Genomic DNA, 13,458 nt, shown 5'->3' on the forward strand with positions numbered 1-13,458 from the left:
CGAGCGGATGCTCCATGACAAAGTTCTACCCGGTCAAAGTCGCCGACGTCCGACGCGAAACCCGTGACGCCATCGTGCTCACCCTCGACGTGCCGAAGGAATACAAGGAGGCGTTCCGCTTCGTGCCGGGTCAGTACCTGACCTTGCGGGCGACCATCGACGGCGAGGAGGTCCGGCGCTCGTATTCGATCTGCGCCGCCGCCAACGATACGCATCTGCGGGTCGGCATCAAGAAGGTGGCCGGCGGCCTGTTCTCGAACTGGGCGAGCGAGCATCTCGCACCCGGGCAGACGATCGAGGCCATGCCGCCGATGGGCAACTTTCACGTGCCGCTCGGCGCGCAGCAAAAGCGGCATTTCGTGGGCTTCGCTGCCGGCAGCGGCATCACGCCCCTGCTCAGCATCGTCAAGTCGACGCTGACGGCCGAGCCGCAATCCTCCTTCACCCTGTTCTACGGCAACAGGGCGTCGAGCACGATCATGTTCCGGGAGGAACTGGAGGACCTGAAGAACGAGCATCTCGACCGCTTCAGCCTGATCCATGTCCTCAGCCGCGAGCAGCAGGACATCGACCTGTTCAACGGCCGCATCGACAAGGAGAAGTGCGACCAGCTCCTCGAGCACTGGATCGACGTATCCTCCATCGACACCGCCTTCATCTGCGGCCCGCAGGACATGATGGTGGGCGTCGCACAGAGCCTGGAGGAGCATGGTCTCGACAAGCGCCGGATCAAGTTCGAGCTCTTCGCCACCTCGACGCCCGGCCGCCGGCAGCGCCGGCCCGAGGAGGCGAAGGCGGAGAAGCGCCAGAACCTCTGCGAGGCGACTATCGTCATCGACGGCCGGGCGCGGACGATCTCCTTCGAGAAGGGGACCTCCTCGGTGCTCGATGCGGCGACGGCCGAGGGCCTGGAGCTTCCCTATGCCTGCAAGGGCGGCGTATGCTCCACCTGCCGGGCGATGCTCGTCGAGGGCGAGGTCGACATGGACGCCAATTTCGCGCTCGAGGACTACGAGGTGGCGCGGGGCTACATCCTGACCTGCCAGAGCTACCCGGTCACCGACAAGATCGTGGTCGATTTCGACAAGTGACGAAGGGAGCGGTCCGATGGTCGATGAAGAGAGCCTCGTCAGCTTCGTGGCAGGCGGCGGCCGCCTGAGTGCCCCCGACAATGTCACGCCCCGCTATCGCGGCGAACTCATGCGCCTCATGGCGATCTTCGTCGATTCCGAAATGGCCGGTGCCTCCGGATTCGCGGATTGCATCAATCTGGCTCCCGGCCTGAAGGAGCGGATCGTCGCCACCCGGATCGTGCTGGAGAAGTTCGACCATGCACGAAAGGTGCTGGAGCTGATGGAGCAGTTCGGCGCCCATACGGACCAGTATGTCGGCGCGCATCCCTGGGCTTCCAGGCTCGACCGGAGTGCCAATCTCGGCACGCGCCGCATCGGCGATGACATGCGGCTCAACGTCTTTCATTACCCGATCAACGGCTGGGTCGATTCGGTGGTGATGAACCTGCTGATGGGGCAGGCGACCGTGGTGCAGCTCGACGAATTGAGCCGCTCCTCCTATCAGCCGCTGGCGGACACGCTCGCGGAGATCCTCCCGGTCGAGAGACGTCATGCCGAACTCGGGGAGGACGGATTGCGCGCCGCCCTCGAGAAAGGGCACGACAGGATCGACGCGCAGGCATCGGTGAACTACTGGTACCCCCGGGTGGCGGACACCTTCGGCCGCTCCTCGTCGGATCATTACGAGCAGCACCGGAGGTACGGCCTGCGCCAGAAGAGCAGGGAAGATCTCCTGGCCCTCTGGCAGGGCAGCGTCCATCCGATTCTCGAAGGATTCGGGCTGAGCGTGCCGGATCTGGTCACGGGCAGTGCCGGTCAGGCGCCACAGAGGGTCCTGGCCTAGAGCATCGGCCCGTTCCTACTCCGCCGCGTTCACGCGTCGTGCCGCTCCGAACTGCTGCGCATGCAGATTGCGGGTGCCGTCCACGACGAGCTGAGCGACCAGCTCCGCATAGTCGGCGCGCGTGACATCGCCTTTGTCCCTGAACCAGAGATAGTGCCAGTTGATCATGCCGAAGAGGGACATGGTGACCGGCTTGAGCAGCTTGGTGCCTTTGAGCTGGGGCGCCACGCCCGCGACGGCTTCGGAAAAGATCCGCACCAGCTCGCGCTCCATGCCTTTGAGCTCGGCCTGACGGTCGGGCGCCAGCAGCCGGAGACCGTTGATCTGCACGTTGTGCTCGGCGTCGGCGTCGCGGTAGGCCTCCAGCAGGGCGCCGATCAGCTCCTTGAGCCGGGCGTCGGGTGGAAGGTCAGGGCGGTCGGCCGCTTCCACCACCTCGAGCAGTTCCTCGAGGTGGAAGCGGATGACGTCGAAGAGCAGCTCCTCCTTGTCCTTGTAGTAGTGATAGAGGTTCGCTTTCGATACGCCGCACGCTTCGGCAATCTTGCTCATCGAGGCCCGGTCGTAGCCGTGCTCGGCAAAGAGTTCGGCCGAGCGATCGAGGATCGCCCGGCGCTTCTCGTCATAGTCGTTGGCGCGGGTTCGTGCCATGTGCGTATTCTATTCTTTCGGTCTGCGGTCGATGACGCGTCGCGCCTTGCCGAGCGAGCGCTCGATGCCTTCGGGGTCGACGACGGTCACCTTCGCGGTGATGCCGACGGTGTCCTTTATCGCCTTGCCCAGCTGGCTGGCGGCAGCCTGGCGCGTTTCCGGGTAGTCCGCTTCCGGGCGGATCTCGACGCGGATTTCCATCTGGTCCATGCGCCCCTCCCGGCTCAGGACGATCTGGTAGTGGCCGGACAGCGCCGGGATCGTCAGGAGCTTTTCCTCGATCTGGCTCGGGAAGACGTTCACCCCTCGGATGATCATCATGTCGTCGGTCCGGCCGGTGATCTTCTCCATGCGGCGCATGGTTCGTGAGGTGCCGGGCAGGAGGCGCGTCAGGTCCCGCGTGCGATAGCGGATCACGGGCATCGCCTCCTTGGTGAGGGAGGTGAAGACCAGCTCGCCCTCCTCGCCGTCGGGCAGAACCTCGCCCGTCTGGGGGTCGATCACCTCCGGGTAGAAGTGGTCCTCCCAGATGTGCAGTCCGTCCTTGCTTTCGACGCACTCGCAGGCGACGCCCGGCCCTATGACCTCGGAGAGGCCGTAAATGTCGACCGCATGGATGTCGAAGGCCTCCTCGATCTCGGTGCGCATGGCATTGGTCCAGGGCTCGGCCCCGAAGATGCCGACCTTGAGCGAGGACTTGCGCGGGTCGAGGCCCTGCTTCCGAAACTCGTCCAGGATCGCCAGCATATAGGAGGGCGTCACCATGATGATGTCCGGCTGGAAGTCCTGGATCAGCTGGACCTGGCGCTCCGTCATGCCGCCCGACATGGGGATCACGGTGCAGCCGAGGCGTTCTGCTCCGTAATGGGCGCCGAGGCCGCCGGTGAAGAGGCCGTAGCCGTAGGCCACGTGCACCTTCATGCCCGGCCGCCCGCCGCTCGCGCGGATGGAGCGGGCCACCACGTCCGCCCACATGTCGATGTCGCGCTTGGTGTAGCCGACGACCGTCGGCTTGCCGGTGGTGCCGGAGGAGCCGTGGATGCGCACGATCTGGTTCTGCGGCACGGCGAACATGCCGAAGGGATAGTTGTCCCGCAGGTCCGCTTTGGTCGTGAACGGGAACTTGGCGAGGTCGCTCAGATCCTTGAAATCGTCCGGATGGACGCCGGCCGCGTCGAGTTTCGCCCTGTAGTGGGGCACGTTCTCGTAGGCGTGCCGCAGGGTCCAAGCCAGGCGGTCGCGCTGCCACGCAGCGAGCTCATCCCTGGAGGCCACCTCGAAGCGGTCGAGTTGGGTCGGCTGTGGCTTGAGCTCGGAAAGTTTGCGAAGCGGAATCTGAAGCAAGGGAGCCTCCCATTCTCACGTTGTTCTATGGATTGCCGTCCGCGCTCGATTCCACGAGCGTGCCGGTGATGGTGCGCGAATGGCCACGGAACTCCGCGACGACCTCGCCGCGGCTGTCCCTGACGGTCACGTCGTAGATGCCGGAGCGGCCCGTCCTGGACCGCTCCACCGCATGGGCGGTGAGCCTGTCGCCCCGGCGTCCGGGCTGCAGGAACGTGACGGCACAGTGCTGTGCGACCGTGCGCTGGTTGTAGGTGTTGCAGGCGAAGGCAAAGGCCGAATCCGCCAGCGTGAAGATGAAGCCGCCGTGGCAGATGCCGTGTCCGTTCGTCATGTCGGGACGGACGGTCATCGAAAGGACGGCCTCGCCCGGCGCGACCCGCTCGACCACCATGCCGAGCCCCTGGCTCGCCTGGTCGTCTGCCCACATGGCGTCGGCGCAGGCTTTGGCGAGCTTCTGCGGTTCGCTCATCGAAAGCGTCGACTGCGCGTCCATCAGGCCCTCCCGGTGAATTTCGGCGAACGCTTCTCGAAGAAGGCCTTGACGCCTTCCATGTAGTCGGGCGTGCGGCCGGCCTGGCCCTGATAGTCGCGCTCCAGGTCGAGCTGCGCGTCGAGATCGTTGGTTTCGGAAGCGTCGAGGGCGCGCTTGATGAGGCCGAGGCCCACGGTCGGCTGGGTTGCGAAATGGGCGGCGAGGCGGCGCGCCTCGTCCATGAGGACGGCGTCGTCGACGGCCTTCCAGATCATGCCCCAGGCTTCCGCCTGCTCGGCCGGAACCGGCTCGGCCAGAAGGGCGAGGGCGCGGGCGCGGGCGGGGCCCACGAGCCGCGGCAGGAACCATGTTCCGCCGGAATCGGGGACGAGGCCGAGCTTCGCGAAGGCCTGGATGAACTTGGCCGAGCGGGCCGCGAGGACGATGTCGCAAGCGAATGCGATGTTGGCCCCGGCACCCGCCGCGACGCCGTTCACCGCACAGATCACCGGCACCCGCAGATCCCGCAGCTTACGGACGAGGGGGTTGTAGAGCCGCTCCAGGGTCGAGGAGAGGTCGGGAACCTGGCCCGGGCTGAAGACGCGATCCGAGAGATCCTGTCCGGCACAGAAGCCGCGCCCGGCGCCCGTGAGAACCAGAGCGCGGCATTCGTCGTCGGCTTCAGCGTCGAGAAGCGCGCTCATCAGGGCCGCATGCATGGCCTCGTTGAAGGAGTTCAGGCGATCCGGCCGGTTGAGGGTGATGACGCGGTAGCCTTCCCGCCTGTCCGTGAGGATGAGATCGTTCTCCAACGCGGCCCTCCCGTGGATGTCGCCGCTCGAAGGCGGCTTCCGTTGTCCCTTGTTTTACTATTGACCAACCGTCCGGTCAATTATAATGATACTGCAAACAGTGCCGATACGTTCAATGCCGGCCGTCAGGGAGAGAACGGATGGGATTCTTCGACGACCATCGGGACTTGCTCGTCCAGGCCCTTCAGGCGGCCCGCTCGCGCGGCTATTGGAGCGCCTTTCCCGAGATTCCGAGCGGCAAGATCTATGGCGAGACGGCCAGGGCAGACGGGGAGGCGGCCTTCGCAACCCTGCTCGACCGGCCCTTCGAGATCGACCAGCCGGCGAACGGCCGGGTGGGGCGGGAAGTGTCGCCCTTGGGAAAACCCCTCGGCATCACCTATCCGAAATCCGAGCCGGCTGCCCTGATCGCGGCCGCCCGGAACGCGGGCGGCGCATGGGCTGCGGCGAGCGTCGAGGAGCGGGTCGGGGTCGCGCTCGAAATGCTGGCGCGGATCAACAGGCAGAGCTTCCTGTTCGGCAATGCCGTCATGCATACGAGCGGGCAGGCCTTCCCGATGGCCTTCCAGGCGGGCGGGCCTCATGCGCAGGACCGCGGGCTCGAGGCGGTCGCCTACGCCTATGACGAAATGACCCGCGTGCCGCGTCAGGCGCGCTGGGAGAAGCCGCAGGGCAAGAGCCCGCCGCTCCTGCTCGACAAGGCCTATCGCATCGTCCCGCGCGGGATCGCGCTCGTGATCGCCTGCGCGACCTTCCCGACCTGGAATTCCTATCCGGGTCTCTTCGCGAGCCTCGTCACCGGCAACGCGGTGATCGTCAAGCCGCATCCCCAGGCGATCCTGCCGCTGGCGCTGACCGTGCGGATCGGCCGGGAGGTGCTGCGGGAAGCGGGCTTCGACCCCAATGTCCTGCTTCTTGCGGCGGATGAGCCCGATGCGCCGGTGACCAAGGAACTCGCGCTCGACCCCGCCGTCGGCATCGTGGACTTCACGGGTTCTCCGGTCTTCGGCCGCTGGCTGCGGGAGAACGTGCGCCACGCGGTCCTGTTCACGGAGGAAGCGGGCGTGAACTCCGTCGTCATCGAATCGACGGACGACTTCGGCGGCATGTGCCGGAATCTCGCCTTTTCCCTCTCCCTCTATTCGGGGCAGATGTGCACGGCGCCGCAGAACATCTATGTGCCGCGCGGCGGCATCGACACGGACGAGGGGCACAAGAGCTTCGACGAGGTTGCGGCCGGGATCGCAGGCGCCATCGACGACTTGCTGAGCGATCGGGCGCGTGCCGAAAACGTCCTCGGCGCCATCCAGAGCGAGGAGACGCTCAAGCGCATCGAGGCGGCGCGCCGCCTCGGGCGGATCGTGCGTGACTCGAGCCCCGTGGATGGAGCCGGCGGCGCCCGGACGGCCACGCCCCTGATCGTCGCCGTCGATGCGGCGGACGAGCATGCCTATCTCGAGGAGCGCTTCGGCCCGATCAGCTTCGTCATCGCCGTTGCGACGGCGGAGGAGGCGATCGAACGTGCCGCGCGCTCGGCGAAGGAGAAGGGCGCGATCACGGCTGCGCTGTATTCCACCCGCGAGACTCTGATCGACAGGGCGTCCGAGGTCTTTGCCAGGGCGGGGGTGGCCCTTTCCGTCAATCTGACGGGAGCGATTTACGTCAACCAGTCCGCGGCCTTCAGCGACTATCACGTCACGGGCGCGAACCCGGCCGGTACGGCCTGTCTCACCGATAGCGCATTCGTCGCCAACCGGTTCCACATTGCGACGATGCGCAGGCCTATGGCGGCCTGATCCATTGTGCAACAATAAGAAAAACGACAGTTCAACCAGGAGGAAACACATGAAGCCCCAGTCCAAGCTAAAATACGTGCTGGCAGCCGGAGCGATCGCCTTCGGCTTCCCTCAGGGCGCATTCGCGCAGAACACCATCAAGGTCGGCTCGGTCCTCTCGGTCACCGGCCCGTCCTCGTTCCTCGGCGAGCCCGAGGATAAAACGCTCCGGCTCTACGTCGACAAGATCAACGCGGCGGGCGGCGTCAACGGCAAGAAGATCGAGCTCGTGATCTATGACGACGGCGGCGATGCCAACAAGGCCCGCACCTTCGCGACGCGTCTCGTGGAGGACGACAAGGTCGTCGCGATGGTGGGCGGCACCTCGACGGGCAGCACGATGGCGATGATCCCGGTCTTCGAGGAGGCGCAGATCCCGTTCATCTCGCTTGCAGGCGCCATCGAGGTGATCGATCCCGTGCGCAAGTACGTCTTCAAGACCCCGCACACCGACAAGATGGCGTGCGAGAAGATCTTCGAGGACCTGAAGAAGCGCAACCTCACGAAGATCGGCATGATCTCCGGCACGGACGGCTTCGGCGCTTCCATGCGGGCCCAGTGCGTCAAGGTTGCGCCGAACTACGGCATGCAGATCCTGATCGACGAGAACTACGGCCCGCGCGACAGCGACATGACGGCCCAGCTCACGAAGATCAAGAACACCGCCGGCGTTCAGGCGGTGGTCAATCCGGGCTTCGGTCAGGGGCCGGCCATCGTGACCCGCAACTATGCCCAGCTGGGAATGGGCGACATTCCCCTCTACCAAAGCCACGGCGTGGCCTCGAAGAGCTTCATCGAACTCGCCGGCAAGGCCGCCGAGGGCGTCCGCCTTCCCGCCGCGGCGCTTCTCGTCGGCGACAAGCTGCCGGAGAGCGATCCGCAGAAGAAGGTCGTGACCGAGTACAAGCAGACTTACGAGAGCGCCACGAAGCAGCCGGTTTCCACGTTCGGCGGCCATGCCTATGACGGTCTCTTCATCCTCGTGGAGGCGATCAAGCGCGCGAATTCGACGGATTCGAAGAAGATCCGCGACGAGATCGAGAAGACCAAGGGCTTCGTCGGGACCGGCGGCATCGTGAACATGTCGGCGACCGATCACCTCGGCCTCGACCTGTCCGCGTTTCGCATGCTCGAAATCAAGAACGGCGACTGGAACCTGGTCGAGTCGGGCAGCTGATCTCGCGCGTCCGTCGCTCCCGGGGTCGCAAACCGGGGGCTCTTCTTCCGTGAAGCCTGGTCGCCATGGGGCGGCCAGGCCGGCAACAAGAGGCCGCGGGACAGCAATATGGCCGAATTTCTCCAGTTCCTCATCTCCGGATTGACAGTGGGGGCCGTCTATGCACTCGTCGCGCTCGGGTTCACCCTGATCTACAATGCGTCCGGCGTGGTGAACTTCGCACAGGGCGAGTTCGTGATGCTCGGCGGCATGGTCACGGTCTTCGCCGCCGCGGCCGGAGTGCCCCTGCCGCTCGCCGGCCTCGTGGCTGTGTGCGTCGCTGTCGCGGTCGGTCTCCTCCTCCACAGGCTCGCCATCGAGCCCGCGCGCGGCGCATCGGCCGTCACGCTCATCATCATCACCATCGGCGCCTCGATCCTGCTGCGCGGGATCGCCCAGGTCATGTTCGACAAGCAGTTCCACAAGCTGCCCGCATTCTCGGGCGATACGCCCGTCGACGTGCTCGGCGCGGCCGTGCAGCCGCAGAGCTTCTGGGTTCTCGGGGGCGCGGCCGTCGTCGTGCTGGCCCTCTACGTCTTTCTCGAGCATACGGTCCTCGGCAAGGCCGTGCTGGCGACCGCAGCGAACCGCCTCGCAGCCCGCCTCGTGGGCATCAACACCACGACCATCATGGCACTCGCCTTCGGCGGATCGGCGGCCATCGGCGCCGTCGCCGGCATCCTGATCACGCCGATCACTCTGACGAGCTACGACGTCGGCACGCTGCTCGCCCTGAAGGGCTTCGCAGCCGCCATGCTGGGCGGGATGGGGAATCCGCTCGGGGCCGTCCTGGGCGGCCTCATCCTTGGCCTTCTCGAGGCGTTCGGGGCCGGGTACCTCAGCTCGACCTACAAGGATGCCTTCGCGTTCTTGGTCATCCTCGTCGTCCTGTTCGCGGCGCCCCAGGGGCTGTTCGGGCGCCGGGTCGTGGAGAGGGTGTGAACATGCGTTCCCTCATGAACCGGCGTTTCCTGACCCTCGCCGTTCTGGCTCTGGCGATCGCCGTCCTGCCCCTCGTCTTCCCGTCGAGTTACTATTTCCGCGTCGCCTCGCTCGTATGGGTGTCGGCGCTGGCAGCCATCGGCCTCAACATCCTGATGGGACAGGCCGGGCAGGTCAGCCTCGGCCATGCGGCCTTCTTCGGCATCGGTGCCTATGCGGTGGCCATCGGGCCGGCACATCTGGGCATTCCGCCCTGGGCGGCGCTCCTCGTCGGAGCGGTGCTGTCCGCCGTGCTCGCCTATCTGGTCGGACGTCCCATCCTGCGCCTCAAGGGTCACTATCTTGCGATCGCCACTCTCGGCCTCGGGGTGCTCGTCGCCATGATCATTTCGACGGAAAGCCGCTGGACGGGCGGCCCGGACGGCATGCCGGTGGCGCGATTGGCCTTGTTCGGGTGGCGCGTGTCGGGTTCCGACACCTGGTACTGGATCACGGGCGGGCTCCTGCTCGCGGGAACCTGGATCGCCCTCAACCTCGACGATACGCCGACGGGAAGGGCCTTCCGCGCCCTGCACGACAGCGAGGTCGCGGCGCAGGTGGTCGGCGTCGACGTGGCCCGCTTCAAGCTCCAGGCCTTCGTGATCGCAGCCGTCTATGCCTCTCTGGCGGGCTCCGCCCTCGCGTTCATGAACGGCTTCATCAACCCGGATCAGGCCGGCTTCCTGCACTCCGTCGAGCTGGTCACGATGGTCGTTCTCGGCGGGCTGGGATCGGTGGTCGGCAGCATCGTCGGCGCCGCGGTCCTGGTGACGCTGCCGCAGGCCCTTACAGTCTTCCAGGAATACGAACACCTCCTGCTCGGGCTTATCATCATCGTGTCGATGATCTTCATGCGCAACGGCATCGTGCCGACCCTCTCGGCCCTGCTTCTCCGGAGGGGGCGCTCATGACCATCCTCCAGGCGACGGATATCGGCATCTCCTTTGGCGGCGTGCGCGCCGTCGACGGCGTGAGCTTTTCGGTGAAGCCGGGCCAGATCCTGTCGATCATCGGCCCCAACGGCGCCGGCAAGACCACTCTCTTCAACATCGTGTCCGGCATCTATGCGGCCGGGCGCGGCACGATCCACCTGTCGGGCGAGGACGTGACCGGCCTGCCGCCTCACAGGCTGGCCGCGCGCGGCCTCTCGCGGACCTTCCAGAACCTTCAGATTTTCCAGCGGATGACCGCCTGCGAGAACGTCATGGTGGGCAGGCACCTGCGCGAGACGTGCAGCCTGCTGCCAGCCCTGTTCCGGATGCCGTCGGTGACGCGCCAGAACCTGGAGACGCGGAAGGCGGCTCTCGAACTCCTCGACTCCGTCGGCCTGAAGGACGCAGCGGATGTTCCGGCCGGATCGCTGTCCTACGGCGCCTGCAAGCGGCTCGAGATCGCTCGCGCGCTCGCCGCCGAGCCGCGCGTGCTCCTGCTCGACGAGCCGGCCGCCGGCTGCAATGCGGTGGAGACGGAGGAGATCGACCGTCTGATCAAGCAGGTGGCCGACCGCGGCGTGGCAGTCGTCCTCGTCGAGCACGACATGAAGCTGGTGATGAAGATCTCGGACAGGATTCTCGTTCTCGACCGGGGGCGGCCGCTGATCGAGGGAACGCCGCGGGAAGTGCGCGACGATCCCAGGGTCCTCGAAGCCTATCTCGGTCATCATGGCGCGCGGGAGGCGGCTCGTGCTTGAGGTCAGGGATCTCAGGAGCGCCTACGGGCGCATCGAAGTGCTCAAGGGCGTCAGCCTCGACGTGAAGGCGGGCGAAGTGGTGGCGCTGGTCGGCTCCAACGGCGCGGGGAAGACGACCCTGCTGCGTTCGCTGTCGGGCGTCCAGCCGATCACGGGCGGCGAGATCCTGTTCAACGGCCAGCGCATCGACCGCCTCCCCCCGCACCGGAGGGTGGAACTCGGGATCACGCAGTCGCCGGAAGGCCGGCAGGTTTTCGGACCGCTGACGGTCGAGGACAATCTCCGCCTCGGGGCCTACCGGCGGCGCGACAAGGAGATCGGCCAGGACCGGGACCGCGTCTTCGCCATGTTTCCGGTGCTCGCCGAGAAGCGCCATCTGCTGGCCGGCGGCCTGTCGGGCGGCCAGCAGCAGATGCTCGCCATCGGCCGGGCGCTCATGGGGCGCCCGAAGCTCCTGCTCCTCGACGAGCCGTCGCTGGGACTGTCGCCGCTGCTCGTCGATCAGATCCTCGATGCCATCGTGTCGCTCCGACGCGACGGCATCACGGTGCTCCTCGTCGAGCAGAATGCCAGCGCCGCCCTTGCGATCGCCGACCGGGGCTACGTGCTGGAGACCGGCAAGGTGGCCTTCAGCGGCGCGGGTTCGGCGCTCCTGGCCGATCCGCAGGTGAAGGCGGCCTATCTCGGCATCGATTGACGGCGTCGGGCGGCGGCGTCAGGTTGTTGCGGCGCCTGCCGGCTCCATGCTCCGCCTCGCCAGCGCCAGAGCTTCCCGCAGGACGGCTTCGTCTCCAATGTGATTGGCGAGGATCAGCACGAGGCGGCTGTTGAGCGCGGCGCTGTCTTCGTCCGACAAGCCTCGATGTGCGTCGATGAGCGCCCGGTAAGCGACATCCGGGTCGGGCAGGCGGTTCTCGGTGATGAGTGCGTTCAAGCGGATCCTCCTTCGAGGCCCCGCAGGCGACGGGAGGCGCGCTCGATCGCGCTGGGCTCCATGTGACGCCAGCGGGCGGCCAGGTGCTGGTCGGGCCGGATGAGATAGGTGCTCCCCGGGGCGGCATCGAAACGTCGCGCGAAATAACCGCCTTCGTCGATGAGATCCTCGCCGATGGTGACGACCCGACGTCCCGCAGGCGGGGCTTCTCCATTCGGCACGTGAATGATCGTCTCCTCGCCGCCCAGGGCTTCGAGAAGCCAGACCGGGCGGCCGCTCCGGTCGCGCATGGGGGCGTCGGGCAGAGGAGCGCCGAGGCGGGCGGTGCCGGCCCAGGCGTCCCGGTCGGGCGTGGACAGGGGCGTCTCGTAGGTGGAGGGCATGGAAAGCCTGCCCGAATTCACCATGCGCTTGGCGAAAGGCACGTGACGCGCGAGGGACAGGACCGCATCGCGGAAGCGCAGTTCCTGCGCGGAGCGCGGCGCGATGAAATCGGTCGAGCGGGTGGAGTGACCGATATTCTCGTCCGCGGCGGCGGAACGCTCGAGGTCGTAGGTCTCGATCAGCCGCTCCGGCGCCTCCCCCTTGAGGACGAGAGCGAGTTTCCAGGCCAGATTCTCGGCATCCTGAATGCCCGAATTCGCGCCGCGGGCGCCGAAGGGCGAGACCTGATGGGCCGCGTCGCCGGCAAAGATCACACGGCCATGCACGAAGCGCTCCAGACGGCGGCACTGGAAGGTGTAGACGGACACCCATTCGAGCGTGAAATTGTCATGGCCCAGCATCTGCCTGAGACGGGGCATGACGCGCTCCGGCTCCTGCTCCTGCCTTGCGTCGGCGTCGGGGCCGAGTTGAAGATCGATCCGCCAGACGTCGTCGGGCTGCTTGTGAAGCAGGGCGGAGCGGCCTTCGTGGAAAGGCGGATCGAACCAGAACCAGCGCTCGGGCGGGAAGTCGCCCTGCATCTTCACGTCCGCGATCAGGAAGCGGTCCTCGAACACCTCGCCCTTGAATTCCAGGCCAAGCATTCCGCGCAAGCCCGAACGCGCCCCGTCGGCGGCCACCACCCAATCGGCATCGAGATCGTAGGGGCCCTCCGGAGTTTCGACCGTGAGCGTCACGCCATCGTTGCGGGGCTTGAGGCCGATGACCTTGTTGCGCCAGCGGAGGTCGAGATCCGGCAGTTCGCCGGCCCGCATGACGAGGGCGTGCTCCAGGTAGTATTGCTGAAGGTTGATGAAGGCCGGCATCTTGTGCCCGTCCTCGGGCAGAAGGTCGAAGGCGTAGAGCAGGTCGTCCCGCTGGAACACCTTGCCGACCTTCCAGGTCACGCCCCGTTCCAGGCAGGGCTGCGCCACGCCGAGGCGGTCGAGGATTTCGAGGGTGCGCTTCGCGTAACAGATGCCGCGCGACCCTTCGCCGATGCGGTCGGCGTCGTCCAGCAGCACGACCGGCACGCCGCGTTGCGCCAGATCGATGGCGGCGCACAGGCCGACCGGTCCCGCCCCGACGACGACCACAGGGTGCCGGACAGGGAACGCGGCGTCCTGGTCCCGGCAGCGGCGATAGCCGAACTGGTAAAGGGTTTTGCGGGTGTTCATGC

General features: G+C 66.4%; 14 protein-coding genes. 8 read left to right on the top strand and 6 right to left on the bottom strand.

Going from position 1 to position 13,458, the window contains the following annotated elements:
- The first annotated feature begins 14 nt into the window (after positions 1-14).
- Positions 15-1,091, top strand: a complete 1,077-nt coding sequence (gene paaE, locus GDR74_RS04975; protein WP_152585263.1) for a 1,2-phenylacetyl-CoA epoxidase subunit PaaE — start codon at positions 15-17, stop codon at positions 1,089-1,091.
- 16 nt (positions 1,092-1,107) lie between these two features.
- A complete protein-coding gene (locus tag GDR74_RS04980; protein ID WP_152585264.1) occupies positions 1,108-1,917 on the top strand; it encodes a Phenylacetic acid catabolic protein in 810 nt (269 codons plus the stop codon).
- A gap of 15 nt (positions 1,918-1,932) precedes the next feature.
- Here GDR74_RS04980 and GDR74_RS04985 read toward each other — a convergent pair whose 3' ends face one another.
- Genes GDR74_RS04985 through paaG form a run of 4 tightly spaced genes read right to left on the bottom strand, consistent with a single transcriptional unit; the run spans position 1,933 to position 5,199 of the window.
- Positions 1,933-2,568: a TetR/AcrR family transcriptional regulator gene (locus GDR74_RS04985; RefSeq protein WP_152585265.1), complete on the bottom strand. Its 636-nt coding sequence runs from the start codon at positions 2,566-2,568 to the stop codon at positions 1,933-1,935.
- Positions 2,569-2,577: 9 nt separating this feature from the next.
- On the bottom strand, positions 2,578-3,912 hold the full coding sequence (gene paaK, locus GDR74_RS04990) for a phenylacetate--CoA ligase PaaK (RefSeq protein ID WP_152585266.1): 1,335 nt from the start codon (positions 3,910-3,912) through the stop codon (positions 2,578-2,580).
- A gap of 25 nt (positions 3,913-3,937) precedes the next feature.
- Positions 3,938-4,408, bottom strand: a complete 471-nt coding sequence (paaI, locus tag GDR74_RS04995) for a hydroxyphenylacetyl-CoA thioesterase PaaI (RefSeq protein WP_152585267.1) — start codon at positions 4,406-4,408, stop codon at positions 3,938-3,940.
- Positions 4,408-5,199 carry a 2-(1,2-epoxy-1,2-dihydrophenyl)acetyl-CoA isomerase PaaG gene (gene paaG / locus GDR74_RS05000; protein ID WP_152585268.1) on the bottom strand — a complete coding sequence of 264 codons (792 nt, stop codon included), beginning with the start codon at positions 5,197-5,199 and terminating at the stop codon, positions 4,408-4,410. Before paaG ends, paaI begins: the two co-directional genes overlap by 1 nt.
- 140 nt (positions 5,200-5,339) lie before the next feature.
- On the opposite strand from paaG, the gene paaN reads away from it, so the two are divergent.
- The 6 genes from paaN to GDR74_RS05030 all read left to right on the top strand — a co-directional run bounded on the left by paaN (position 5,340) and on the right by GDR74_RS05030 (position 11,618).
- Entirely contained in the window at positions 5,340-6,995 is a 1,656-nt protein-coding gene (gene paaN, locus GDR74_RS05005; protein ID WP_152585269.1) for a phenylacetic acid degradation protein PaaN, read from the top strand.
- A gap of 49 nt (positions 6,996-7,044) precedes the next feature.
- Entirely contained in the window at positions 7,045-8,211 is a 1,167-nt protein-coding gene (locus tag GDR74_RS05010; RefSeq protein WP_152585270.1) for an ABC transporter substrate-binding protein, read from the top strand.
- Between the two features lie 108 nt (positions 8,212-8,319).
- The gene (locus GDR74_RS05015) at positions 8,320-9,192 is read left to right on the top strand and encodes a branched-chain amino acid ABC transporter permease (RefSeq protein ID WP_152585271.1); all 873 of its coding nucleotides are present in this window, start codon (positions 8,320-8,322) and stop codon (positions 9,190-9,192) included.
- Positions 9,193-9,194: 2 nt separating this feature from the next.
- Positions 9,195-10,142 carry a branched-chain amino acid ABC transporter permease gene (locus GDR74_RS05020; RefSeq protein ID WP_152585272.1) on the top strand — a complete coding sequence of 316 codons (948 nt, stop codon included), beginning with the start codon at positions 9,195-9,197 and terminating at the stop codon, positions 10,140-10,142.
- A complete protein-coding gene (locus GDR74_RS05025; RefSeq protein WP_152585273.1) occupies positions 10,139-10,921 on the top strand; it encodes an ABC transporter ATP-binding protein in 783 nt (260 codons plus the stop codon). Before GDR74_RS05020 ends, GDR74_RS05025 begins: the two co-directional genes overlap by 4 nt.
- Positions 10,914-11,618, top strand: a complete 705-nt coding sequence (locus tag GDR74_RS05030; protein ID WP_152585274.1) for an ABC transporter ATP-binding protein — start codon at positions 10,914-10,916, stop codon at positions 11,616-11,618. The genes GDR74_RS05025 and GDR74_RS05030 overlap by 8 nt, the downstream gene beginning before the upstream one ends.
- A gap of 18 nt (positions 11,619-11,636) precedes the next feature.
- Here the strand turns inward: GDR74_RS05030 and GDR74_RS05035 are convergent, their stop codons facing one another.
- Together GDR74_RS05035 and GDR74_RS05040 are read right to left on the bottom strand one after the other, a co-directional pair.
- Complete coding sequence (locus GDR74_RS05035) at positions 11,637-11,855, bottom strand: DUF2783 domain-containing protein (protein ID WP_152585275.1); 219 nt, start codon at positions 11,853-11,855, stop codon at positions 11,637-11,639.
- Positions 11,852-13,456 (bottom strand): FAD-dependent oxidoreductase, encoded by a 1,605-nt coding sequence (locus tag GDR74_RS05040; protein WP_152585276.1) that lies wholly within the window; start codon positions 13,454-13,456, stop codon positions 11,852-11,854. Before GDR74_RS05040 ends, GDR74_RS05035 begins: the two co-directional genes overlap by 4 nt.
- Positions 13,457-13,458 lie beyond the last annotated feature (2 nt).

This window comes from Microvirga thermotolerans (assembly GCF_009363855.1).
Classification (GTDB): Bacteria; Pseudomonadota; Alphaproteobacteria; order Rhizobiales; family Beijerinckiaceae; genus Microvirga; species Microvirga thermotolerans.

Bases quoted from the DNA above. Each gene is read 5' to 3' on its own strand.
- paaE (WP_152585263.1), top strand. From the start codon at position 15: ATGACAAAGTTCTACCCGGTCAAAGTCGCCGACGTCCGACGCGAAACC.
- GDR74_RS04980 (WP_152585264.1), top strand. From the start codon at position 1,108: ATGGTCGATGAAGAGAGCCTCGTCAGCTTCGTGGCAGGCGGCGGCCGC.
- GDR74_RS04985 (WP_152585265.1), bottom strand. From the start codon at position 2,568: ATGGCACGAACCCGCGCCAACGACTATGACGAGAAGCGCCGGGCGATC.
- paaI (WP_152585267.1), bottom strand. From the start codon at position 4,408: ATGGACGCGCAGTCGACGCTTTCGATGAGCGAACCGCAGAAGCTCGCC.
- paaN (WP_152585269.1), top strand. From the start codon at position 5,340: ATGGGATTCTTCGACGACCATCGGGACTTGCTCGTCCAGGCCCTTCAG.
- GDR74_RS05010 (WP_152585270.1), top strand. From the start codon at position 7,045: ATGAAGCCCCAGTCCAAGCTAAAATACGTGCTGGCAGCCGGAGCGATC.
- GDR74_RS05015 (WP_152585271.1), top strand. From the start codon at position 8,320: ATGGCCGAATTTCTCCAGTTCCTCATCTCCGGATTGACAGTGGGGGCC.
- GDR74_RS05020 (WP_152585272.1), top strand. From the start codon at position 9,195: ATGCGTTCCCTCATGAACCGGCGTTTCCTGACCCTCGCCGTTCTGGCT.
- GDR74_RS05025 (WP_152585273.1), top strand. From the start codon at position 10,139: ATGACCATCCTCCAGGCGACGGATATCGGCATCTCCTTTGGCGGCGTG.
- GDR74_RS05040 (WP_152585276.1), bottom strand. From the start codon at position 13,456: ATGAACACCCGCAAAACCCTTTACCAGTTCGGCTATCGCCGCTGCCGG.